This window comes from Propionibacterium acidifaciens DSM 21887, from assembly GCF_000426605.1.
Classification (GTDB): Bacteria; Actinomycetota; Actinomycetes; order Propionibacteriales; family Propionibacteriaceae; genus Propionibacterium; species Propionibacterium acidifaciens.
This window is the reverse complement of the sequence record NZ_AUFR01000006.1, coordinates 22,000-45,423: the sequence shown is the minus strand read 5'-3', so window position 1 is coordinate 45,423 and position 23,424 is coordinate 22,000. Positions and strand designations below refer to the sequence as shown.

At 66.9% G+C, this 23,424-nt stretch carries 23 protein-coding genes; 20 read left to right on the top strand and 3 right to left on the bottom strand.

Going from position 1 to position 23,424, the window contains the following annotated elements; genetic code table 11:
• Positions 1-122 precede the first annotated feature (122 nt).
• From K336_RS13985 to K336_RS13975, 10 genes are all read left to right on the top strand, one after another.
• Complete coding sequence (locus tag K336_RS13985) at positions 123-1,478, top strand: MFS transporter (protein WP_051245354.1); 1,356 nt, start codon at positions 123-125, stop codon at positions 1,476-1,478.
• A 38-nt stretch (positions 1,479-1,516) separates the two neighbouring features.
• Positions 1,517-2,899, top strand: coding sequence for a four-carbon acid sugar kinase family protein (locus tag K336_RS0103065; protein ID WP_028706261.1), 1,383 nt, complete (start codon positions 1,517-1,519; stop codon positions 2,897-2,899).
• A complete protein-coding gene (pdxA, locus tag K336_RS0103060; RefSeq protein WP_021798653.1) occupies positions 2,883-3,917 on the top strand; it encodes a 4-hydroxythreonine-4-phosphate dehydrogenase PdxA in 1,035 nt (344 codons plus the stop codon). Before K336_RS0103065 ends, pdxA begins: the two co-directional genes overlap by 17 nt.
• 279 nt (positions 3,918-4,196) lie before the next feature.
• A complete protein-coding gene (locus K336_RS0103055; protein WP_028706260.1) occupies positions 4,197-4,634 on the top strand; it encodes an RpiB/LacA/LacB family sugar-phosphate isomerase in 438 nt (145 codons plus the stop codon).
• 29 nt (positions 4,635-4,663) lie between these two features.
• A complete protein-coding gene (locus K336_RS0103050; RefSeq protein ID WP_043150157.1) occupies positions 4,664-5,410 on the top strand; it encodes a triose-phosphate isomerase family protein in 747 nt (248 codons plus the stop codon).
• A 228-nt stretch (positions 5,411-5,638) separates the two neighbouring features.
• Positions 5,639-6,553 carry a sugar-binding transcriptional regulator gene (locus K336_RS0103045; protein WP_162142551.1) on the top strand — a complete coding sequence of 305 codons (915 nt, stop codon included), beginning with the start codon at positions 5,639-5,641 and terminating at the stop codon, positions 6,551-6,553.
• A 220-nt stretch (positions 6,554-6,773) separates the two neighbouring features.
• The gene (locus tag K336_RS0103040; RefSeq protein ID WP_028706258.1) at positions 6,774-7,661 is read left to right on the top strand and encodes a class II fructose-bisphosphate aldolase; all 888 of its coding nucleotides are present in this window, start codon (positions 6,774-6,776) and stop codon (positions 7,659-7,661) included.
• On the top strand, positions 7,651-8,115 hold the full coding sequence (locus K336_RS13980; protein ID WP_162142550.1) for a PTS sugar transporter subunit IIA: 465 nt from the start codon (positions 7,651-7,653) through the stop codon (positions 8,113-8,115). Before K336_RS0103040 ends, K336_RS13980 begins: the two co-directional genes overlap by 11 nt.
• A 9-nt stretch (positions 8,116-8,124) precedes the next feature.
• Complete coding sequence (locus tag K336_RS0103030) at positions 8,125-8,463, top strand: PTS fructose transporter subunit IIB (RefSeq protein ID WP_211223428.1); 339 nt, start codon at positions 8,125-8,127, stop codon at positions 8,461-8,463.
• Positions 8,456-9,625, top strand: coding sequence for a PTS fructose transporter subunit IIC (locus K336_RS13975; protein WP_081660527.1), 1,170 nt, complete (start codon positions 8,456-8,458; stop codon positions 9,623-9,625). The genes K336_RS0103030 and K336_RS13975 overlap by 8 nt, the downstream gene beginning before the upstream one ends.
• 38 nt (positions 9,626-9,663) lie before the next feature.
• Here K336_RS13975 and K336_RS19240 read toward each other — a convergent pair whose 3' ends face one another.
• Positions 9,664-9,819 carry a hypothetical protein gene (locus tag K336_RS19240; protein WP_211223426.1) on the bottom strand — a complete coding sequence of 52 codons (156 nt, stop codon included), beginning with the start codon at positions 9,817-9,819 and terminating at the stop codon, positions 9,664-9,666.
• 48 nt (positions 9,820-9,867) lie between these two features.
• On the opposite strand from K336_RS19240, the gene K336_RS0103020 reads away from it, so the two are divergent.
• Positions 9,868-10,647 (top strand): cupin domain-containing protein, encoded by a 780-nt coding sequence (locus tag K336_RS0103020; protein WP_211223425.1) that lies wholly within the window; start codon positions 9,868-9,870, stop codon positions 10,645-10,647.
• A 219-nt stretch (positions 10,648-10,866) separates the two neighbouring features.
• On the opposite strand, the gene K336_RS0103015 is transcribed toward K336_RS0103020, so the two are convergent.
• Complete coding sequence (locus tag K336_RS0103015) at positions 10,867-11,598, bottom strand: FadR/GntR family transcriptional regulator (RefSeq protein WP_028706255.1); 732 nt, start codon at positions 11,596-11,598, stop codon at positions 10,867-10,869.
• 211 nt (positions 11,599-11,809) lie between these two features.
• Here K336_RS0103015 and K336_RS13970 point away from each other — a divergent pair, with 211 nt between their 5' ends.
• The 8 genes from K336_RS13970 to K336_RS0102975 all read left to right on the top strand — a co-directional run bounded on the left by K336_RS13970 (position 11,810) and on the right by K336_RS0102975 (position 21,637).
• A complete protein-coding gene (locus K336_RS13970) occupies positions 11,810-13,141 on the top strand; it encodes an MFS transporter (protein ID WP_051245352.1) in 1,332 nt (443 codons plus the stop codon).
• 31 nt (positions 13,142-13,172) lie between these two features.
• The gene (locus K336_RS13965) at positions 13,173-14,027 is read left to right on the top strand and encodes a sugar phosphate isomerase/epimerase family protein (RefSeq protein ID WP_211223424.1); all 855 of its coding nucleotides are present in this window, start codon (positions 13,173-13,175) and stop codon (positions 14,025-14,027) included.
• Complete coding sequence (locus K336_RS0103000) at positions 14,020-14,874, top strand: phosphogluconate dehydrogenase C-terminal domain-containing protein (RefSeq protein WP_211223423.1); 855 nt, start codon at positions 14,020-14,022, stop codon at positions 14,872-14,874. The genes K336_RS13965 and K336_RS0103000 overlap by 8 nt, the downstream gene beginning before the upstream one ends.
• Positions 14,875-15,037: 163 nt before the next feature.
• Positions 15,038-16,735 carry a dihydroxyacetone kinase family protein gene (locus K336_RS0102995; RefSeq protein ID WP_028706253.1) on the top strand — a complete coding sequence of 566 codons (1,698 nt, stop codon included), beginning with the start codon at positions 15,038-15,040 and terminating at the stop codon, positions 16,733-16,735.
• A gap of 620 nt (positions 16,736-17,355) precedes the next feature.
• A complete protein-coding gene (locus tag K336_RS13960; RefSeq protein WP_051245351.1) occupies positions 17,356-18,729 on the top strand; it encodes an MFS transporter in 1,374 nt (457 codons plus the stop codon).
• Positions 18,730-18,769: 40 nt separating this feature from the next.
• A complete protein-coding gene (locus tag K336_RS0102985; protein ID WP_043150153.1) occupies positions 18,770-19,552 on the top strand; it encodes an SDR family NAD(P)-dependent oxidoreductase in 783 nt (260 codons plus the stop codon).
• Positions 19,553-19,630: 78 nt separating this feature from the next.
• Positions 19,631-20,839: an L-rhamnonate dehydratase gene (gene rhmD / locus K336_RS0102980; RefSeq protein ID WP_028706251.1), complete on the top strand. Its 1,209-nt coding sequence runs from the start codon at positions 19,631-19,633 to the stop codon at positions 20,837-20,839.
• Positions 20,840-20,860: 21 nt separating this feature from the next.
• Positions 20,861-21,637: an aldolase/citrate lyase family protein gene (locus K336_RS0102975; protein WP_051245350.1), complete on the top strand. Its 777-nt coding sequence runs from the start codon at positions 20,861-20,863 to the stop codon at positions 21,635-21,637.
• Positions 21,638-21,995: 358 nt separating this feature from the next.
• On the opposite strand, the gene K336_RS18390 is transcribed toward K336_RS0102975, so the two are convergent.
• The gene (locus K336_RS18390; RefSeq protein WP_155944969.1) at positions 21,996-22,163 is read right to left on the bottom strand and encodes a hypothetical protein; all 168 of its coding nucleotides are present in this window, start codon (positions 22,161-22,163) and stop codon (positions 21,996-21,998) included.
• Positions 22,164-22,330: 167 nt separating this feature from the next.
• On the opposite strand from K336_RS18390, the gene K336_RS13955 reads away from it, so the two are divergent.
• Positions 22,331-23,164 carry a DeoR/GlpR family DNA-binding transcription regulator gene (locus K336_RS13955; protein ID WP_051245349.1) on the top strand — a complete coding sequence of 278 codons (834 nt, stop codon included), beginning with the start codon at positions 22,331-22,333 and terminating at the stop codon, positions 23,162-23,164.
• Positions 23,165-23,424: the final 260 nt, after the last annotated feature.

The window sequence follows — 23,424 nt, the reverse complement described above, 5'->3', positions numbered from 1 at the left end:
CCCAAAACCTCGCATCAAGACCCTCTCATATGGACAATGATGAGAATTTGTGTAGTCTTGTCTCGTCTCGGGGCTCCTCCCGACTCGTACACATCGTCCACCGCACACCAGATGGGGCACGCATGTCATCGTCGACACTTCACCACGAGGAGCGTCCCACGCATTATCGCTGGGTCGTCCTCACCGTCATCTTCATCACCTACGTGATCTGCATGGCCGACCGCTCCAACATCGGCGCCGTCCTGCCGATGATCAAGGGCGAGTTCGAGATCTCGAACTTCGCCTCGGGCGCCATCTCGAGCTTCTTCTTCCTCGGCTACGCGATCTCCCAGATCCCCGCCGGCCTCGTCATGACGAAGAAGGGCACCCGCCACATCGTCTCGCTGGCCGTCCTGCTCTTCTCGATCATCACCTTCTGCATGGGCTTCGCGACCACCGCCGTGGCCCTGCTCGTGCTGCGCCTGCTGCTCGGCCTCATGGAGGGCCCGACCCCGGTCGGCATGACCTCCACCGTCAACGCCTGGTTCCCGCCCAAGGAGAAGGGCACGGCCACCGGCGTCTACATCGCCTCGACGCAGTTCGCGCCGATCATCGTGCCGATCATCGCCGTGGCCCTGGCCAACGCCCAGGGCTGGCGCTCGGTGTTCCACTGGTTCGCCGTCTCCGGGGTGGTCATGGCGATCGTCTTCTTCCTCGTCCAGCGCACCCACCCCGGCCAGTCCAGGTGCGTCAACGCCGCCGAGCTCGCCCGCATCACGAGCACCGACACCGGTGGGACCGAGAAGAGGGTCGACTTCGGCGACATGGGCTGGATCGACCGCCTCATCCGGCTGCGCGACGAGAAGCCGCTCGACACCAACGGCAGGATCATGCGGTCCTGGAACATCTGGGGCAACACCATCGCCTACTTCTTCATGAACAACGTGCTGTACGGCATGCTCACCTGGATCCCCTCGTACCTGGTGACCGCCCGCGGCTACAACTTCATCAAGATGGGCTTCGTCGCCTCCGCCCCGTCCATCGGCGGCCTGGTCGGCGCCCTCGTGGGCGGCGTCGTCTCCGATCGCGTCTTCCGCGGGCGCCGCAAGCCCACCATGCTCATCACCGCCCTCATGACCGCTGTCATGATGGTCGTCGTGCTCGTCGTCCCGCAGAACACGGTCCTGGTCGTCGGCTCGCTGATCCTCACCGGCTTCTTCCTCAACATCGGCTGGCCCATGTTCACCGCCTACGCGATGAACCTCACGACCGACGGGACCTACCCCTTCGCCATCTCGGTCATCAACTCCGGCGGCAACCTCGGCGGCTTCTTCGCCCCGATCATCGTCGGCGCCCTGCTGGACGCCTTCGGGGGCAACTACACGGTGGCCTTCAGCTACTTCGTCGTCGTCCTGCTCATCGGCCTCGTGCTGATCCTCACCCTCACCGAGGGGCGGCCCGCGCCCAAGGTCGGGGCCGCCACCGCGACCCGGGCCTGATCTGCGACGATGAACCCTGCACAAGGAGGTGCCGACTCATGGCGAATGTGGGAATCGTCGCGGACGACCTGACCGGCGGAACGACGGTCGGCGCGCTCATCGCCCGGGAGGGCGTGCCCGCCACCGTGTTCTTCGACCCCTCGTACGTCGCGACCACGCCCCTGCCCGACAACGCCGCCGCGATCGTCAGCACCGACTCGCGCCCGCTGTCCGCCGGGGTGGCCTTCGGGAGGGTGCGCGACGCGACCCGGATCCTCGAGGAGCAGGGCGCCCGGATGTTCGCGAAGCGCATCGACACGACGGTCCGCGGCGGCGTGGGGCCGGAGGTCGAGGGCATGCTCTCGGCCCTGGGCTCCGAGTACATGGCGGTCGTCGTGCCGGCCATGCCCCAGTCGCGGCGCGTCGTGATCGAGGGCTACTCGCTCATCGACTCGGTGCTCCTGACCCGCACCGGCGTCGCGCAGGATGTGCGCACGCCGGTGCACCAGGCCCACCTGCCCACCCTCTTCCGCGAGCAGTTCAAGGCCGGGCTCGGGCACGTGAGCATCAGGCCCGTCATCTCGGGCAGGCAGGCCATCAAGCACGAGCTCGTCGAGCTGCGCCGCGAGGGGACCCGGATCTTCCTCGTGGACGCGTTGAGCATCGACGACGTCGACCAGATCGCCCAGGCCGTCGTCGACCTCGGCTGGCCGATCGTCTGCGTCGACCCGGGCCCGTTCACCGACCGCGTCGCGGTGCACGCGGGGGCCATCCGGCCCGCCGAGGTGCCGCAGCGCGTCACCCGCCTCGACCCGGTGCCGGGCGAGACGGGCACGGTGCTCGTCGTGGCGGGCAGCGCCACGCGGGTGACCCACAACCAGATCACCAGGCTGGCCGAGGCGCCCGGGGCCGTCGCGCTCTCGGTCGACGTCCTGGCGATGCTCGACAGGGACGTCTCGACCCACGAGGCCGAGTGCCGCAGGGCGGAGGCGGAGGCCCGCCGTCTGCTCGACGAGGCCGCCGCGCCGCCGCGCGTCATGATCTGCGCGCTCGACACCGTCTACAGCGGCACGACCACGCCGAAGGCCGTCATGGAGGAGCTGTCCGGCCTCACAGGCCCCGAACCGGCCAAGCGGCTCACCGTACGCTTCGGCGCCCTGGCCCGGCGCGTCCTCGACGTCATCGGCAGGCAGGACTGCGCAGGCCTGTACCTCACCGGCGGCGACGTCATGGTGGCCGGCTGCGAGGCCTTCGGGGCCAAGGGCATCACCCTCGTCGACTACGTCATTCCGCAGGTCGACCAGGGCATCATCACCGGCGGCCCCTACGAGGGGCTCCCCGTCGTCTGCAAGGGCGGTCTGACGGGCACCGAGGTCACCGCCGTTCAATCCGTCAACCGAATCCTCGACGAAAGGATGCGCACTCATGGCGCACACGCGTAAGCCCACCATGGCGATCACCATGGGCGATCCTGCCGGCATCGGCCCGGAGATCACCCTCAAGACGATCCAGGACGAGCGGATCCACGACATCTGCGATCCCTTCGTCATCGGCAGCGCCGACTCCCTCGAACGGGCCGCCGAGATCCAGGGCGTCAGGGATCTGAAGCTCAACGTCATCACCGGGCCGGAGCAGGCGAGGAACGAGTTCGGCACCGTCGACCTCCTCGAGACCGGCGTCGAGCCCGACGCGACGATCGGGTTCGGCGCGATCCAGGTCGCCGCGGCCAGGCGCGCCTACTCGTACATCGAGAAGTCGATCGAGCTCGGCATGGCCGGTCGCATCGACGGCGTCTCCACGGCCCCGATCAACAAGGCCGCCCTCAAGGCGGCCGAGGTGCCCTACATCGGCCACACCGAGATCTACCAGGCGCTCACCGGCTCGCCGTACGCTTTGACGATGTTCAACGTGCACAGGCTGCGCGTCTTCTTCGTCAGCCGGCACGTCTCGCTGCGCGAGGCCTGCGACCTGGCCAACCACGACCGCATCCTCGAGTTCCTCGGGAACATCGACACCGAGCTGAAGAAGTTCGGCTTCGAGCACCCGTCGATCGGCGTCGCTGCCCTCAACCCGCACGTCGGCGAGGGCGGCCTGTTCGGCACCGAGGAGATCGAGCACATCGCGCCGGCCGTCGAGGACGCCCGGGCCCTCGGCATCGACGCGCACGGCCCCGATTCGGCCGACGCGATCTTCGCGTTCAACCTGGACGGGCACTACGACGCCATCCTGTCGATGTACCACGACCAGGGTCACATCGCCTGCAAGACGCTGGACTTCCAGAACGCCGTCACGCTGACCCTCGGCCTGCCCTTCATGCGCAGCTCGGTCGACCACGGAACGGCCTTCGACATCGCCGGCAAGGGCATCGCCCAGGGCGAGTCGATGATCGAGTCGACGCGCGTGGCCGCCGTCTACTCCCAGATGCAGATCGACGCGAGGGCCGAGGCCTCCCGCCCCTGATCCTCCCGGGCCCGGCCCCCGTCCGAAGCCCGGGCCGCTCGGGCTCGCCCCCGTCGGAGGGCGGAGCGACCCGGGGCGGGCCGGGTCGTGCCGCGAGCACGCGCGGCCCGGCCGTCCCGCCCCCGCATGAGTCGTACCCGCATGAGTCATATAGGATCGGCGGCGAAGTGGCGGCGTCGCCGCGAGCCCGCCGCCACCGATCGCCGCGGAGCGCACCGCGCACCGTCCACACCGCGCACCGTCTCAGAACCACACACCGTCTCGGACGAGAGGAATCCCATGAAGCTCATCTTCGGGTGCGACCCCAATGCCGCCGAGTTCAAGAAGGCCCTCATGGCCAGGGCCGTCGAGCTGGGCCACGAGGTCGAGGACTACGGCTCCGACGACCCGATCTACGCCAACGTGGCCACCAGGGTCGCCGAGGACGTCGTGGCCGGCGGGGCCGACCGCGGCGTCGTCGTCTGCGGCACGGGCATCGGCGTCTCGATCGCCGCGAACAAGGTCCGCGGCGCCTACTGCGCCTGCGTCGCCGACGTCTACCAGGCCCAGCGGGCGACCCTGTCCAACAACGCCAATCTCATCGCCATGGGCTCCCAGGTGCTCGGCATCGAGACCGCGAAGGTCCTTCTGGAGAACTACCTGGCCAACGAGTTCGACCCCGCCTCGCGCAGCGGCGTCAAGGTCGCCCGCATCTGCGAGTACGAGGCCGAGCACTGAGGCCGCGCCGAGGCGAGGGGGAACCGATCGTGAACAGGCCGATCGTCGCGGTGAGCTTCAAGATGTACTTCGAGCGCCCCCGCACGCTGGAGTACGCCCGTTCGCTCGTCGACCTGGTCGGCGCCGAGCGGGGCCTGTCGGACGCCGTCCGTCTGGCGGTCCTGCCCGACTTCCTGACCATTGCCGAGACGGGGGCGATCCTGGACGGCTCGGGCATCCTGCTCGGCGCCCAGGACCTCTGCCAGGACGACCGGGGCGCCCGCACCGGCGAGGTGTCGGGCGTCGACCTGGCGGCCCTCGGCGTCCGGGTCGTCGAGGTGGGGCATGCCGAGCGGCGCACGATCTACCGCGAGGACGACGCGATGGTCGCCGCGAAGACGGCCGCCGCCGCCCGCAACGGCATCGTCCCGCTGCTGTGCATCGGCGAGGCGGAGCGCTCCACCGAGGCCGAGGCCGCCGCGAAGTGCGTCGGGCAGGTGCGTTCGGCCCTGGCCGACGCCCGGCCGTCCGAGCTCTGGCTGGGCTACGAGCCCCACTGGGCGATCGGCGCGCCGGCCCCGGCCCCGTCCGAGTACGTCTCGGCGGTGTGCCGGGGGATCCGCGAGGGTCTGTCCGACGTGCCCGGGCTCAGCCTGCTGTACGGCGGCTCGGCCGGTCCGGGTCTGCTCGGCACCCTCGACCCGGCCATCGACGGCCTCTTCCTGGGGCGCTTCGCCCACGACCCGGACGCATTCGTCTCGGTTGCGAAGGAGGCGCGCGAACGCGCAGCGGTCTGAACTCGGGGCGGCGGGCCCTCCGACGTGTTCCAAACCGGGCATCACTCGTTCTCGGGCGCCGCACCATATTCTGGCCGCACCATATTCTGAGAGGGGATCGCCAATGATCCTCGTGCGGGTTCGTGGGGAGGACGTCATGCCAGGTGGAGCCGGGGGAGTGAGCGCATGAGAGCCCCCACGTCTCGCGCAGATGCCCACCAGACGAGGCTCATGGTCAGGGTCGCCCGCATGTACTACGAGCAGGGGCTTCGCCAAACCGAGATCTCGTCTCGTCTGCATCTGTCGGCGTCGAAGGTCTCGCGGCTCCTGAAAAAAGCCGCCTCCACCGGTGTGGTGCGGACGGTCGTGTCGCTCCCCGCGGGCGTTCACGCTGAGCTCGAGGAGCAGCTGGAACGTGCCTACGGGCTCGACGAGGTGGTTGTCACTGACGCGCGGGGCTCCCACGAGCAGGTTCTCTCTTCGCTCGGCGCAGCTGGAGCCGCGTACCTTGAGAACAGTCTGACGACCGGTTGCGTGCTGGGCGTGTCGGCATGGAGTGAGAGCCTCATGCGCGTCGCTCAGGCGCTTCCTCGGCTCGCGAATGCGGCAGTCGATGAGGTCGTGCAGCTGGATGGCGGCGCCGGACACGCCGCCGCTCAGATCGAGGCCTCGCAGATGCTGGGTCTGTTCGCCACCAAGATGGGTGCCAAGCCCGTTGTCATCCCAGCGCCGGGGGTGGCGACGAACAGGACTGTCCATGACGCGCTGACCGATGACCCCAGCGTGGTCGAGGCCATGTCGCGCTGGCGTGCCGTGACCGTTGCGCTGGTGAGTGTCGGCTCGCTGTCCTCTTCGACACTGGTGAGGCCGGGGGGCACCTACGCGTCGGCTCATGACCTGGCAGAGCTGGAGGAGGCTGGGGCAGTCGGCGACGTGTGCTTCCGCTTCTTCGACGCTGAGGGTCAGGCGATCCGATCGGCCTTCGACGACCGGGTGATCGGGATGGATCTTGATCAACTGCGGAAGATCCCTCGTCGCATTGCTGTGTGCGGTGGATCGGAGAAGATCGAGGCGATCATGTCGGCACTGCGCGGGGGCCTGGCGAGCGTCCTCATCACGGATCTCGGTGTGGCCGAGTCTCTCGCTGCGGGTGACGTCGGCTGAGCAGCGCCTGGCCACGGTCAGCACATCCTCGTGCGGAAGAGCCCATGTCGGGCAGTGACTGGCAGCGACCGGGCAACCATTCCGGAGCCATGCTCTGTTCGATGCGGCTCTGCCCTTGCCGTCCCAGCTAAATGACAGTAATATCAGCCCTGCAAGATCTTGCAATTGTAGACGACTGGTGGGCCTCGAGGGCGAGGTCCGCCTGCCCAAGGAGACCGACATGCTTGTCAACCTGAAAGAGATGCTGACCGACGCGACGAGGAACCGTTACGGAGTGGGCTGCATCAACGCCCCGAACACGACGTACCTGCGGGCGCTCATCGATGCAGCCGAAGAAGTGAACATACCGCTGGTCATCGACCATGCCGAGGTGCACGATCCGCTCATCCCGCTCGAGCGGATCGCCCCGGACCTCATCGGCTGTGCACGTCGTGCAAAAGTGCCGGTCGCCGTGCACGTCGACCACGGCGAATCCATGAACTTCATCATGCGTGGTGTCAACAACGGGTTCACCTCGGTCATGTATGACTGCTCGAAGCTCACGTTCGAGGAGAACGTCAGCAGGGTCAAAGCCTTCATCGAGATGGTCCGTCCTGCCGGAATCAGCGTCGAGGCCGAACTGGGCGAGATGCCCACTACGCTCAATGACACCCATGGCGGCTCGAGTGCTTCGACCGCGTACACGGACCCGGACCTTGCCCATGAGTTCGTGGAACGAACCGGGGTTGACGCCCTGGCCGTCACATTCGGCACCTCGCATGGGATCTACGAGAAAGAACCCGTGCTTGATTTCGAACATCTCAAGAGGCTGCGTGAAGCCACTGGGGAGACGCCTCTTGTCATGCACGGCAGCTCTGGTGTCCCACTGCCAGACATCACCAAAGCGGTGGCCGGTGGTATTTCCAAGGTGAATTACTACTCCTATCTGGCAGTTGAATCCTCGCGGTTCGCCGGTGAAGTCATCGAGGCGGACCGGGCCGAAGGGAGACCCACGTTCTACCACGAACTGGTCGAAAAAGTCTACGTCCACACGAAGGCCGAGGCGAAGAAACTCTACGGCGCGTTTCTCAATGGGTTCGAGTACCGAAGGGCTCGAAATGATGAGTGACGAACATGGTGTCGTGAGTCCGGACATCATCAGACTGGACATGCGACCGCCGAATGATTTCGAGGATCTGGTTCGTCAAGCGGCGGCTACCCTGGATGAGGCGGGACGGATCGTGGACAGGGAGGTTTTCGTTCAAGATCTGTACCGGCGTGAGCGCGAGGGGTCGACCTACATGGGCAACGGGATAGCGATTCCGCACACTCGGTCGGCGGGGGTCCTGGCGGCCTCGGTGTGCATTTATCGACTGGCGGCGCCCATGCACTACGTGTCACATGGCGAGGAGGGCGAGGTGGACAAGGTGTTCGTGATCGCCATGCCTGAAGGGTCCGGCAACGAGCACCTCAGGGTCCTTGCCAGACTCGCTCGCAACCTCGTGGACAAGGAATTGTTGTCCGCATTCGATAATGCACTGAGAAATGATGAAGTCGCCGATCTCTTCGACGGCATGGGGTAGGAGGAGTCGATGATGAGACTGGTCGCGGTCACCTCGTGCGCAACGGGGATTGCTCACTCGTACATGGCGGCAGAGGCGTTGGAACGACTCGCCCAGGAGCATGGCCTCGAAGTGAGGGTCGAGATACAGGGTGCCTTGGGCATAGAGAACAGGCTCGGTCCGGAGGACATAGCCAATGCCGATGTCATCATCTTGGCCAATGATGTCGCCATCGCGGATGTCGAGAGATTCGCCAGCCGGAAGAACGCAACAGTCAAAGTATCACCGCATCAGGTGATTCAGAGCCCTGAAGCACTCTATCGAGCGCTAGTGAAACGTGGCCTCATCGGGGAGGAAGAAAATGAATAGGGCGAAAGAAGAGGGTCGCGAGCTCATGCAGGCTCTCCTCACAGGAGTTTCGTACATGATTCCGTTCGTGGTGGCCGGAGGTATCCTCATTGCGTTGGGGTTCGCCTTCGGGGGCATCTACGTCGGAGATGGTTCTGGATTCTGGGCCGATGTCTATGCCTGGGGTCAGGCCTCGATGGGGCTCATGACCGCTGTTCTCGGCGGCTACATCGCCTACGCGCTGGCAGACAAGCCGGCAATCGTTGGTGGTTTCGTGGCCGGAGCGATGGCCAACTCGCTCGGGGCGGGTTTCCTCGGCGCCATCATCGGCGGTATTGCCGCCGGCTACCTGGTGCGGCAGCTCAAGAAGATCAGGTTGCCTGCAGTGCTGCAATCACTGCTCCCAGTGCTCATCATCCCCGTCGTGAGTGTCCTCATCATCGGTGCCTTCATGCAGTACGTCATCGGCGTTCCCTTCGCCTGGCTCAATGGAACCATGCAGTCCTGGCTGCTCAACATGTCCGGTGGTGCCAAGATGATACTGGGCATCGTTCAAGGCGCCATGCTCGCATTCGACATGGGCGGTCCTGTCAACAAGGCGGCTTATGCCTTTGCCCTGGCTGCTGCGGAAAGCGGCAACTGGGCCCCCATGGCTGCGAATTTCATCGCCTCGATGTCTCCTCCGCTCGGCCTCGGTGTTGCTGCGCTGATCGCACCCAAACGGTTCACGAAGGCCGAACGGGGTTCAATGGGCGGTCTCCTCGTCGGTGGCGTGGGCATGATCACCGAGTTCGCCATCCCCTTCGCCGCCGCAAATCCCTTCCGGGTCATCCCATCGCTCATGGTCGGCAGCGCGTTCGGGGCTTCGCTCAGTTACATCGCCGGGCTGACGATGCAGGCGCCCCATGGCGGGCTCTTCGTCCTGCCGCTGTGCAACCGTCCGCTCATGTTCCTGCTGATCCTCCTGTTCTCCGCATTAGTCACGGCAGGCATGCTCGTGCTCCTCCTGCCGAGATCGGCCAGGGCTGAGGGCGGGGCCTCTGCTGTCGGCGGCCTGGGCGACCTGATGGGATCTTCTGCCATGGCGACACGCTCAGCTGCCGGGGAAACGGATTTCGATGACATCGAGACGCTCGATCTCGACACCGATGAACAGCTCTGGTCGGGAGACCAGAACAATTGACACAAGAAGGTTCATTCACAAGATCCTGCACGGAGGCGTCACCACTTGTCGCGCCCTCGGCCGCCGATGCCGTGAATGAGTTTCAAGATTGGGAGTTCACCATGACAAGATTCCAGGATGTACTCGAACGCTTCCCCTTCGAACCCGCTGAGAAGAGAACTCTTCTCATCAGGAAAACCGACTATCTTCATCATATATATCCTCCGGACAATGCATTCACCAGCGACAATAATTATTTGATAGTGTCCACCGACACTCTTCTCGTCGGGATCTACGAACTAGCGCCCGGGGCGTCATTCGAGCCGATCGACATCCATCCCGGCGATGAGATGTACTATATTCTTGAGGGGCCGGTGGTCCAGAAGAGCAACTATGGTCAGTATGTCGAGTTGCAGACCGATGAGGGCCTGCTCATCCCTCAAGAGACGTGGCATCAGGGGAATAACTTCTCCAACCACAAGGTCAGGGTCCTCTTCTTCATCGCTCCCAAGGCGTGGGGCGAGGACGTCCCGCCGAAGATCTTTCCTGCGGCGGATGACACGAAGACCTTCAAGGGTCGCAAGAACAGCGAGATCCCGAGTGTCGCCGGTCGTTCGGGGATCAACCCGCTTCCCACCACTGACGACCTGGGTCGCTTCCCGGTCGATGGAGCCGCGGCGCGAATTCATCCGACCAATATTTATCGGATCGGCGACCGTGAGAAGCTGGTCACGCTCATGGGCAACGACAGCCCCATGCTCATGAAATTCACGGTGAGCACGGATTTCGCCCACATGGGTGAGATGATCGTACCGCCCGGGGGCGGCAAAGGGCCGCGTTGCTCCGAGCCCATGTCCCACCAGGGAGATCTCGTGCTCTACTGCATGGAGGGTCCCATCACGGTCAACTTCCCCGATCGCCGGGACTGCCTGATCCTGGAGCCCGAGGAGTCCATCTTCATTCCAGCCGGGGTGAGCTATCAGCTGGTCAATTTTGACGGACATCCGGTCCGAGCGATTTTCAGTATCGCGCCGGGTCTGTGATGCGGTGGGCCGGTGCTCAACTCCCGAACGGGCCTTGACCGCGAGGGGCCCGTCACCTCCAACTGGTGACGGGCCCCTCGCTCTGGCGAGCCGGGCGTGCCCGTGGGAGGGGTGATCGCTTGTTGGTGATCCGGGGGAAGATGCGGGCGCTCATCGGTGGCCCGGCTCGTCGAACAAGCGTGCTGATGAACGCTCCTGCAGGACCGGACGCGGTGCTGCTCACATCTGGGTGGTGAGGCGCTTCGTCGCGGTCCTCATGTGGGCGCGCATGGCCTGCTCGGCGGCCTCGACGTCGTGCCTCTCGACCGCTCGCAGGATCATCTCATGCTCGCCCAACGACTCGACGGCGTCCGCCTCGCTGCGCAGGGCCCGGTCCAGCCAGATGCTCAGCAGCGTGCGGCAGGTGCGCAGCATGTCGGCGGCCAGGTCGTTGCGGCAGCCGTCGGCCAGGACGACGTGGAAGCGGTAGTCGAGTGGGATCACCTTCTCCAGATCGGGCAGGGCCTCGCGCATCGACTCGATGCTGTCCCTCAGCAGCCCGAGGTCCCGTTCCTCGGCCCGCTCTGCGGCCAGGCGCGCCGACTCGACCTCGAGGGCCGAGCGCACTTCGAGGAGCTGCCGGGTGTCGTTGTCTCCGAGCAGCATGCCCCAGGTGAGCGTCTTCGGCAGAAGATCCGAGGTCGTCCCGCGCACATAGGTGCCCGCGCCCGGTCGTACCTCGACCAGGCCCAGCAGCTCGAGCGCCGCGAGCGCCTCGCGGACGGCAGAGCGCCCGACGCCGAGCTTCTCGGCCAGGGCCCGCTCGGGCGGTACCCGGTCACCGGTCGACAGGGGGCCGGTGCCGAAGTGGGACAGCAGGTGCTGCGCGACCTCGGCCGCCGTCGTCCCGCGGGGGAGGGCGGACATCTCCTCGAGGAACTCGTCGGCCGGTCCGGTTGCGTATGCGGGCATGCCGTCAATCTACTAGGCGCGATCCGCCCTGCTCGGGACGTGCGACCGCCGTGGGGCCGCCGGGCGCCCCGCCGCTGAGCCCGTACGACCTGCAGAAACAAGTTAACCGGTTGACAGGTTGGTCGGTGTGGCTCTACCCTCGTACGCGTACGGACGCCGCGCAGCGCTGCGCGACCGATCGGAACGATGACAACGATGACGAGGAGGTCACGTGTCGAGCACAGCAATCGTGAACCCTGCGGTGGAGAGGTCCGCCGTCCACAAGATCTCGGTACGGCTGGTGCCGTTCGTCGCGCTGATGTTCTTCATCAACTTCCTGGACCGCACCGCGATCGGATACGCCGGTCCCAACGGGATGGAACAGGACCTGGGCATGACAGCCGCCCAGTTCGGACTCGCCTCGGGCGTGTTCTTCATCGGATACATCATCCTTGAGATCCCGTCCAACCTGGCGCTCCACAGATTCGGCGCCCGGGTCTGGCTGTCGCGCATCATGCTCACGTGGGGCATCGTCTCGATCCTGTTCACCTGGGTCCAGTCGAGCGGTCAGCTGTACGCCCTGCGCGTCCTGCTCGGCGTCGCCGAGGCCGGCTTCTTCCCCGGTGCGATCCTCTTCCTGAGCATGCTGGTGCCCTCGCAGCACCGCAGCCGTACCCTCATGCTCTTCTACCTCGCCCAGCCGCTCACGAACGTCATCGGGGCCCCGCTGGCCAGCTGGCTCATCCAGCACCACGGCGTCCTCGGGCTGGAGGGCTGGCGCTTCATGTACCTGTGCGTCGGCGCCCCGGCCATCGTCGTCGGCGCCATCGGCTTCTTCTACCTGAAGGACAGGCCGGAGGACTGCTCCTGGCTCACCGCCGAGGAGGTCGCCTGCCTGCGCGTCCAGCTCGACGCCGAGGCCGAGACGAACAGCGGCGACCGGAGCGAGCGGAACGTCCGGGCCGCCCTCACGAGCGGCCGGGTGTGGGTCCTCTCGCTCATCTATTTCGGCTTCATCTACGGCCTGTACGCACTGGGCTTCTTCCTGCCCACGATCATCAAGGGCTTCGGGGCCCAGTACGGGACCAAGCTGACGATCCTGCAGCAGGGGCTGGTCACCGCGGTCCCCTACGTGTTCGCCGCCCTGGCGATGTACCTCTGGTCGAGGGACGTCACCCGGCGCGGGCTGCGCAGCTGGCACATCGCCGTGCCGGCGGCCATCGGCGGGGTCTCGATCCCGGTCGCCCTGTTCGTCGGCTCACCGGTCGGCGCCATCGGCGTCATCTCCGTCACGGCCATGTCGATCTTCGCCGTGCTGCCCAACTTCTGGACGCTGCCCACGCAGTTCCTCACGGGCGCCCCGGCCGCGGCCGGCGTCGCCCTGATCAACACGATCGGCAACATCGCCGGCTTCTCCGCCGGCTACATCACGGGGGCGATCCACGACTGGACGGGCGGGTACGTCGTGCCCATGGTCGTCGTCGGCGGCTTCATGATCCTGTCCGCGGTGCTCATGGTCCTGCTCGCCCGACGGGGCCGGGTGCACACCGCGGATGCGTCCTGATCGGCATGGCGACGAAGACGGAGAGGCGGTGATGACCATGGCGCTGGGGATCGGCACCTATGCGCTCTTCTGGGAGTGGTCGGAGGCCGTGGAGCGGCCCCTCGACCTGGCCGGCATGCTCGAACGGGCCGGGGACCTCGGGTGCGGGGTCTTCCAGGTCTGCGACTACCCGCCCATCGAGACGATGTCGGCCGACCAGCTCGAGGACGTCCGCCAGCAGGCCTCGGACCTGGGGCTGGCGCTCGAACTGGGCACCCGCGGCACCCGTCCCGATCACCTGAACGGGTACCTGGACATCGCCGAGGCGCTGGGCGTGCGCCTGCTGCGCTCCATGGTGCGCGTCGGCCCCGGCGAGCCGACCCTCGACGAGTCCCTCGCAGCGGTCCGCGGGCTGCTCCCGCGGCTCCACGAGGACGGCGTCTCGCTCGCCCTCGAGACCTACGAGCAGCTGCCCAGCGCGCGGCTGGTGCGATTCGTGGCCGACGTCGACGACCCCCGGGTCGGCATCTGCCTCGACCCGGCCAACTGCGTCGCCAGTCTTGAGCTGCCCGGTGATGTGATCGACCGCTGCGCGCCGTACACGCTGAACCTCCATGTGAAGGATTTCGCCTTCACCCGTCGGGACGGCTGGGTGGGCTTCACCCTGGCTGGTGCGGCGATGGGGGAGGGGCTGCTCGACCTCGGCGCCGAGCTGAGTGCCGTCAGACCCCTCGAACGCGGCATCAGCATGATCGTCGAGCACTGGCTCACCTGGCAGGGCGACCCGCGGACCACCGTCGCCATGGAGCGCCGATGGACGCGGCAGACCCTTGCTCGCGTGCGCAGCGGCCTCGGCGACCACATCGAGGAAACCATCGAGGATGAAGGAGAACCGAATCATGAGTGAGAACCTGAGGATCGCGGTCGTCGGCGCCGGCGGCAAGATGGGCATGCGCGTGTCCGACAATCTGCAGCGCACCGACTGGACCGTCTACTACTGCGAGAACGGCGAGGCCGGCAGGCGGCGCGTGCAGGAGGCCGGCCGCGAGGTCGTGCCGACGGACGATGTCATCGGTGGCGTCGACGTCGCGATCCTGGCCGTGCCGGACGTGGCACTGGGGCCCGTCACCGCCGACGTCGTCCCCAGGATGAAGTCGGGCGCCATGGTGCTGACCCTCGACCCGGCAGCCGCCTACGCCGGCCTGCTGACCATGCGCGACGACCTCGACTACGTCGTGGCCCACCCGACCCATCCGTCGGTCTTCCTCGAGCGCCGCACGCCCGAGGAGTACGCCGACACCTTCGGGGGCGTCGCCGCCCCGCAGAACTCGGTCGCCGCCCTGCAGCAGGGGGACGAGTCCCTCAAGCCCCTCGCCGAGCGGATCATCTCGACCATGTACGGCCCGGTCATCAAGGTCTACTGGGCCTCCGTGCACGACTTGGCCGTCCTCGAGCCCACGCTGAACGAGACCATCGGGTGCATGCTCGGCCAGTTCCTCAAGGACGCCATCGACGCCACGGTGCGTCACACCGACATGGACGAGGCGACCGTGACCGCCATGATCCACGGCCACATCTGGATCGCGCTGACCAACGCGCTGCGCGGGTCGAACCCCTTCTCGGACGCTTGCCTGCTGGCCATGGACTACGGCCGTGAAGCCATCATCAAGGACGACTGGGAGCGCATCTTCAACGATGCCGACCTCGACATCGTCATCGCCAAGATGCTGAAGCTCGACACGGCGGAGCACTGATCCCGCAGGCCCCGGCGGCACAGGAGTACGGGAATGGCGGTCTCGCCAGGAGGCCGCCATCCCTATATTCTGTAGGAACCGTGCTGATGGTTCGGGCCTACCGCCCCTCGACGACGAGTGCGACCATGAAGCAGAGCCTCTGAGACATGAGACAGGAGAGACAATGACGTACCTTGTTGGCGAGCCGCTGGACTTCGCGGCTGACAGTCTTGCGGGCTTCGTGTCCGCGCACTCGGATCTCGTCCAGGCGGTGCACGGCGGTGTGGTCCGCGCCGATGCCTCGCCCCGCGGCGAGGTCGCCGTCGTGGTGGGCGGGGGTTCCGGCCACTACCCGGCGTTCTGCGGCTGGGTCGGCCCGGGCATGGCCCACGGCTCGGTCTGCGGCAACATCTTCGCCTCGCCGTCCGACTCGCAGGTCGTGTCGGTCGCCCGGGCCGCCGACAACGGCGGCGGCGTACTGCTGCTGTTCGGCAACTACGCCGGCGACTGCCTGCAGTTCGGCAAGGGGGCCGACGTGCTCAACGCCGAGGGCATCGACACCCGCGTCGAGACGATCACCGATGACGTCGCCTCGCGTCCGGTCGAGAAGTGGACGGAGCGCCGCGGCATCGCCGGCGACTTCTTCGTCGTGAAGGTCGCGGGCGCCGCTGCGGCCGCCGGCCGGGACCTCGACGCCGTCGTCGAGGCCACCCGGCGCGCGAACGCCGCGACCAGGACCCTCGGCATCGCCTTCGACGCCCCGACCCTGCCCGGGGCGCCCGAGCCGCTGTTCACCGTTCCCGAGGGCCACTACGAGCTCGGCCTGGGCGTCCACGGAGAGCCGGGGCTGTCCTCGCACCCGCTGAACGGCGTCGACGAGATCGCCCGGACCCTCGTCGACGGCGTCCTGGCCGAGCGGCCCGCCGGCGCCCGGCGCGTCGGCGTCCTGGTCAACGGCCTGGGCTGCACCAAGTACGAGGAGATGTTCGTCCTGTACGGGCGCGTCGCCCGGCTCCTCGAGGCCGCCGGCCTCGAGATCGTCGCCCCGATCGTCGACGAGCAGGTCACGAGCCTCGACATGGCCGGCGTCTCGCTGAGCGTCGTCTTCCTCGACGACGAGCTCGAGGAGCTCCTGCTCGCACCGGCCCTGACGCCCGCCTTCACCCGGGGCGCCGTCGAGCACGCCGGCCCGAGGCGCGAGCTCGCCGCCGAGGCCAGTGCCGAACTCGCCGCCGGCTCGCCGGAGTCCGCGGCCCAGGGCGCCAGGATCGCCGAGGTCGTCGAGCTCATGGCCCGCACCGCGGCCGAGGACTCCGACTTCCTGGGCAGGCTCGACTCGATCGCCGGTGACGGCGACCACGGGCAGGGCATGGTGCTCGGCTCGCGGGCCGCGGCCAGGGCCGCCTCCGCGGCGGTCGCCGCGGGCGCCGGCGCCGCCACGGTCATGCGCCAGGCGGGCCTCGCCTGGGCCGAGGGCGCCGGCGGCACCTCCGGGGCGCTGTGGGGCCGGGCCCTCGAGGCCGTCGGCGCGGCGCTGTCCGACGAGACGGCTGCGGACGCCGCCACGGTGATCGCCGCCGTCGCGGCGGGCGCCGAGTCGGTGCCGGCCAACGGCGGCGCGCAACCCGGCGACAAGACGATGGTCGATGCCACGACGCCGTTCGCCGCCTCGTTGCGGGCCGCCGGGGACGATCTGCCGGGAGCCTTCTCGGCGGCCGCGGCCGCGGCCACCGCCGGGGCCGAGGCGACCGCCGATCTCGTGGCGAGGAAGGGGCGCGCCACGACGCACGGTGACGCCTCGCTCGGTCACCCCGACCCGGGCGCGGTCTCCTTCGCGCGTCACATGACGAGGATCGCCGAGCAGCTGGCCGGGGAGATCTGATCCCGGTCGCTCCTCCGCACGGGGGAGGGCCCCACCGCTGGACGTCCTCGTCGGCGGTGGGGCCCTCCCCTCTCTGCGTGCGCGGCGGGTCGTCCCCTGTTCGGGGCGGATGACCTCATCGGGATCGTTCTTCGTCGGATGGACGGTGCTGGCGGATCATCGGGGAAGCTTGTTCACAACACGACAGAATGAAGACTTGACAAGGTGAAACGTTCCTATTAACGACTCCTGTGAACAAGCCTCGAAGAAGTCGTGAGCGATTTCCGGCGGCTTCTGGCCAAACGAACCCTATATGATCTATGATACAGGCATGATCGGTCATGGGTGACGCGATCGGAGGGATCGCATGCAGGCGACTGGTTCAGGGTCCTCGACCCGTGCAACGACAGCGGATCGTCGGCCGGGGGCGATGCGTTCACCGATGGAGTGGTTCCCCATGTCGAGGCATCGGACCGGATCCGGTCCGGGAGCCGGATGCCGGGTCCGTCCCGCGCCGTTCGCCGACCTGCCGTGCGGCGGGGAGGGGCCGGCTGCCCCCGGCCCCTCCCCATCCTCAGCGCCCCCGATCCCCGCGGTCGGGCGCTGATCCCAGATTCTGTTGTGTGACAAGGAGGTCTGACGTGACAGAGAAGACAACGTCTCGCGCGACGCCGGACGAGGCGACCGTCAGGAGCGCCCTGGAGAAGGTGACCAAGCACATAATCCCCTTCCTGCTGCTGATGTACGTGATCGCGTTCGTCGATCGCACGAATCTTGGTTGGGCCCAGCAGGAGTGGAAGGCGAATTACGGCATCTCCACCGCCGCCTACACGTTCGGAGCGACCCTGTTCTTCGTGGGTTACGCCGTCTTCGAGGTGCCGTCCAATCTGATCATGCACAAGGTCGGTGCCCGGTGGTGGATGACCCGGATCATGATCACTTGGGGCATTGTCGCGGCCTGCTTCATGTTCGTGCAGGGGCCCAAGAGCTTCTACGCGCTCCGCTTCCTGCTGGGCGTCGCCGAAGCGGGGTTCTTCCCGGGCGTGATGCTGTACCTCACCTACTGGTACCCGGCTGCCAGGCGGGCGTGGGCCACGGGGCTGTTCTACATGGGGCTGCCCATTGCCAACATCTTCGGGAACCCGCTGTCCGGCAGCCTGCTGGAGCTCGACGGTCTCCTGGGCATGGACGGCATCCACTGGATGTTCCTCGCCGAGGGGGCGCTCGCCGTCGTGGTCGGCATCATCTGCCCCTGGGTCCTCGTCGATCGTCCGAACAAGGCCGCCTGGCTGACGAAGGAGGAGCAGCGGGATCTCACCCTGCAGATCGAGATCGAGGAGGCCGCCAAGCAGAAGGCGAAGCCGATCAGCTGGGGCCGGGCGTTGGCCGATCCCCGCATCCTGTACTTCTGCCTCATCTACTTCTGCATCCAGGCCTCGGTCTACGGGCTCACCTTCTTCCTGCCGAAGCAGGTCACGTCGATGACCGGCACCTCGGCGGGCTTCAAGGCGTCCCTCGTCACCGCGATTCCCTGGGTGGTGGCCCTCGTCGGAGTCCTCATCATTCCCAAGATCGCCGACCGGAAGCAGAACCACGGGCTGTTGTCAGGCTTCATGCTGGCGTTCTCGGGCGTGGGGATCATGGGGTCCGCGCTGTTCCTCCACCAACCGGTTCCCGCGCTCATCCTGCTGTCAGTGGCCGCGGTCGGTTTCACCTGTGCGCAGCCGATCTTCTGGCAGCTCCCGACCAGATACCTGAGCGGTGCGGCCCTCGCCGGCGCCACCGGGCTCGTCAACGCCGTCGGCAACCTCGGGGGCTGGGCGGCTCCGCTGCTGCGCACATGGGCGACCCAGAACGCGTTCGGCACGGTCGAGAACCCGAATGAGGCGGCCGGGCTCGTGGTGCTCGGTCTGGCCGGCATCGTCGGCGTCCTGCTCGTGCTGGGGCTCAAGCTGTTCAAGAAGTCCGACGAGGAGCGCGAGGCCCTCTCGCTGCAGAGCGGTGCGGAAGCCTGATCGGACACTGAAAACAATCGCAGAAGGAGGAATCAGTGAAATGATGGAGTACAGGAAACCAGTCTTCCCGGAGCGGCACACCGCTGTCGTGAGCGGTGCTGGTGCGCCGAGGGGGATCGCCCGCAGGACTGCTCGCCGGCTGGCCGAGGAGGGTTGGGATCTCGTGGTCGTCGACCTGTCCGACAAGGTGCTGGAGTTCGGCGAGGAGCTCGCCGACGAATTCCCGGATCGGAAGTCCATGGCTCTCCGGCTCGACATCTCGGACGAGGAGCAGGTGAAGGATGCCTTCGCGCGCATCGAGGAGACGATGCCCCCGGTCGTGGGGCTGGCGAACATCGCGGGCATCGCCTGCCCGGTGCCGCTGCTCGAACTCGATGCCGACCTGTTCGACAAGGTCCTGGCGGTCAACTGCCGTGGCACCATGCTGATGATGAAGTACGCCGCGGAGCGGATGAGGAAGCAGGGCATCGGTCGCATCGTCAATTTCTCGTCCATCACCGCCCTCGACGGGGGAGGCACCTTCTCGAAGTTCGCCTATGCCGCCGCGAAGGCCGGTGTGCTCGGCATCACCAAGGGAGGCGCCCGAGAGCTCGGCCCCTACGGAATCACGACGAACGCGGTCCTTCCGGGGCCGATCGACACGGACATCATGGGCGGGAGGCTCACGGATGAGCGCAAGCAGCAGATGTCCTCGAACATTCCGGTGGGGCGGGTCGGCCAGCCGGAGGAGATAGCCGCGGTCGTGGCCTTCCTGCTCTCGGCGGACGCCTCGTTCGTCAACGGCGTCTCGCTCAACGTCGACGGTGGCAAGCAGATGCACTGACCGGTTCCGGCGCGGTGGCGGACGCCCGATGAGCGCCCGCCACCGCGCCTCACCTCGGAGGAACAAGGGAGAAGAGCCATGGGGCTTCCAACGATCAAGGACATCCGCGCCTACTTCATGGGTGGAGCGAGCTCGTCGGCGTCGGGCCGAGGGGGTGGGGACTACCATGACCAGGGCGCCGGCCACTGGATCGATGACCACATCGCCACCCCGATGAGCAAGTATCCGCAGTACGAGCAGTCGCGTCAGTCGTTCGGTATCAACGTGCTCGGCACGCTCGTGGTGGAGGTCGAGGCGAGTGATGGCACGACTGGATTCGCTCTCTCGACCGCGGGATGGATCGGATGCTTCATCGCCGAGCTGCATCTTTCCCGATTCATCATCGGACGACGCGTCGACGACATCAGACTGATCCATGACCAGATGGTCAACGCGACCCTCTTCTACTCCGGGGGAGGGGGAGTGGTCGTCAACACCATCTCCTGCATCGACCTCGCCCTCTGGGATCTGTTCGGCAAGGTCCTGGGGCAACCGGTGTACAGTCTCCTGGGCGGTGCGGTGCGCGAGGAGATACAGTTCTACGCCACTGGTTCCCGTCCCGACCTCGCCAAGGAGATGGGTTTCATCGGGGGCAAGATCCCCACGCATTTCGGCCCGAGCGACGGTGACGCCGGAATCCGCGAGGAGGCCGGGCGCGTCGAGGGGTTCCGGGATCTTGTCGGCCCCGACTTCTGGTTGATGTTCGACTGCTGGATGAGCCAGGACGTCAACTTCGCCGTGAAGCTCGCCCATGCCGTGGCCCCCTACGGTGTGAAGTGGTTGGAGGAGTCCTTCCCCGCCGCCGAGTACGAGAGCTACGCGGAGCTCAAGCGACAGATGCCGCCCGGGATGATGGTCACCTCGGGAGAGCACCATGGAAACATCGCTGCGTTCAGGACGCTGAGCGAGACCGGCGTCGACATCCTGCAGCCCGATGTGGGGTGGTGCGGTGGTCTCACGGCGCTCCTGGACATCGCTGCGATCGCCAGGTCGCGCGGACAACTCGTGGTCCCGCACGGTTCCTCCGTCTACTCGCACCATGCAGTGATCACATTCGTGAACACGCCGTTCAGCGAGTTTCTGATGACGAGCCCTGCCGCCGATGAGATTCGGCCCCAGTTCGATCCCCTTCTCGTGGGGGAGCCGGTTCCGGTGAACGGGAGGATCAGCAAGGAGGTCCTCACGAAGCCCGGGTTCGGGGTCGAGCTGAATCGGGCATGTCCTCTCGAGCGCCCATTCAGGCACTGATCGGGTCAGGAGGTGCACGACATGTCCGAATGGGCGGAAGAGGTGCCCCGCAACGGCTTGAAGGAGCGGCTCCTCGCGGGGCAGAGCCCCCAACTGGGGCTGTGGCTGAGCAGTGGTTCGTCTCTCATGACCGAGATCGCAGCGGGCTCCCGCTTCGACTGGGGGCTCCTCGACGGTGAGCACGGACCGAATCACATCGTGAGCCTGGTGGAGCAGCTCCGGGCCATCGGACAGTACGCGATGACCCCCGTCGTCCGGCCCGCGGCGACCGATCGGGTGCTCATCAAGCAGGTCCTCGACGCCGGCGCGCAGTGCCTGCTGCTCCCGATGATCGACACTCCCGAGGATGCCGCCGCCGCCGTCGCGGCCACGCGCTATCCGCCTCGCGGCACGAGAGGCGTCGGCGCGTCCATCGCCCGGGCCGGTCGCTGGGGTCGGATCAGGCGATACATGGACGAGGCGGAGGCGCAGCTCTGCGTGATTCTCCAGGTCGAGACCCGGGAGGGACTCTCCAGCCTCGACGGGATACTTCAGGTGGAGGGGGTCGACGGGGTGTTCATCGGCCCGGCTGATCTCGGCGCCTCGCTGGGGAATCCTCCTCAGGACGAGCTCAACGGCATCGTCTGCGAGTGTCTGGGGAGGATCCGCGACGCAGGCCTGGTCGCGGGCTCGATCGCCTTGGAGGGCGACGTCGCCGAGGAGTACGTGGCGGCCGGAGCGAACTTCCTCGCAGTGGCGTCGGACACGGATCTGTTCGTCCGTGCGCTGGACGGTTGCCTGGCCGGGTTCGGGCGATGATCCCCTGCGCGCCGGGGCCCGGGGCACGGCCCCGGGGGCCGGTGACGGGGCCATCGGGGCCGTCATGCGCCGCCGACGTGGTCGGGTCATCCGGCTCGACGCCGTCGCCATGCGGCGGGTCGGACTCGAAGGAACTCGATGCGAGCATGTCCACCGGCGCAGCGTGGACGTCATCACGCAGCCCCAGGGGCCGGACCGGGGCCTGCGAGGGCGTTCTCCGGGTCGGAGCCGCTCATGGGCCGGATCATGTCGACTCGGCCGAGAGGAGGACCGCCGACCGACGGCTGAGCCCAGCGGCTCGCGGTGCGTCCTGCCCGGGATGCCCGGGATGCCAATGGTTCCGAGGAGGACCGTCGGATCAGGCCGCGATGGTGAGTTCCGGTTCGTTGGCGCCCAGGGCGCCGTGCTCGTGCGGATGCTGGAAGAGGGGGAGGACAACGCCGACGAAGGTCACCGTGGCTGCGAACAATACGACCATGAATGGAATCTCCTCGTGGTGTGCGGAGACGAGCTGCGGGTCGTCCACGGGCAGACGAGGAGCTGCGCACCTCGTCGTGTGGGATCCAGAATATGCCTCCGGCCTCCAGGCGGCCCGTGTCGCCGCGTGTTGTTCTCCTGATGGTCCGATGGCTCCGGTCGGGGCCCGTTCCGCTCAGTATCCTGTGGGTGGACGAGCTCGTGAGGAGATGACACATGGCCGGCGCGCGTGAGGGGCAGACCTCGGGCCCTAGGGCCAGGCAGTACGCCATCGCCCAGGCCGTGATCGGCAAGGGGAAGTCGACTATCGAGGAGCTCGTCGACCTGACCGGGGTCTCCGCCATGACGATCTATCGCGACGTCGCGGTGCTGGAGCAGAGCAACATCGTCCAGCTCCACAACGGCACTGTCGTCGCCGTCGCGAGCGGGCTGCACGAGGCCGATGCGGTCTTCCGGCTGGAGCAGGCCTCGGACGAGAAGCGTCTCATTGCGGCCGAGGCGGCCACGCTCGTCGCCAACGGCTCCTCGGTCATGCTCGACGACTCGAGCTCGTCGGTCTGGCTGCTGCGTGCCCTGTCGGAACTGTCGTCCCTGACCATCGTCACGAACTCCCTGCTCGTGGCCGACGAGGTCACCGGGAACCGCCTGGCCCAGCTGATCATGACCGGAGGGGAGTACCGCTCGTGGGCCCATGCCCTCATGGGCCCGACCACTGTGCAGAACATCGAGTCGATGCACGCCGACTACTGCTTCCTGTCCACCTCGGGAATCTCCTCGATGGCCTGCTTCCACCCCTACCAGGAGGTCGCCGAGGTCAAGTCGGCCATGCTGCGCTCCAGCGAGGTGCGGGTGCTGCTCATCGACAACAGCAAGTTCGGCCGCCGGGCCCTGTTCAAGTTCGCCGAGCTGAGCGACTTCGACCATGTCGTCGTCGACGCCAAGGCCCCCGAGGAGGAGCTGGGGCGTCTCGAGGACGCCGGCGTGCACGTCATCGTGGCCGGGGCCCGCGGGCGTCGGGTCCGCCGAACCGGCGCCACGAGGCGCGGCTGAGTCGGCTCGTCCCGACCTTGTGAGGCTCCGAGTGGGCGGACACTGCGCCGAGGGACTCCTGCTCGTGGTCGGGAGGGGACGCGGTCGACGACGTCTCCGTCGCCTCCCGGACGAGGTCCGTCGGTGGATGGCCTCCGGGCGGACGGCGTCGACTCAGGGATGCCCCGGATTTTAACAGTATGGATGATGAATTGAACATAATCCATGGTGACATCCACCACATGAGTTGTTAGTGTGCTTCCACGGGATGGGCCCGGACG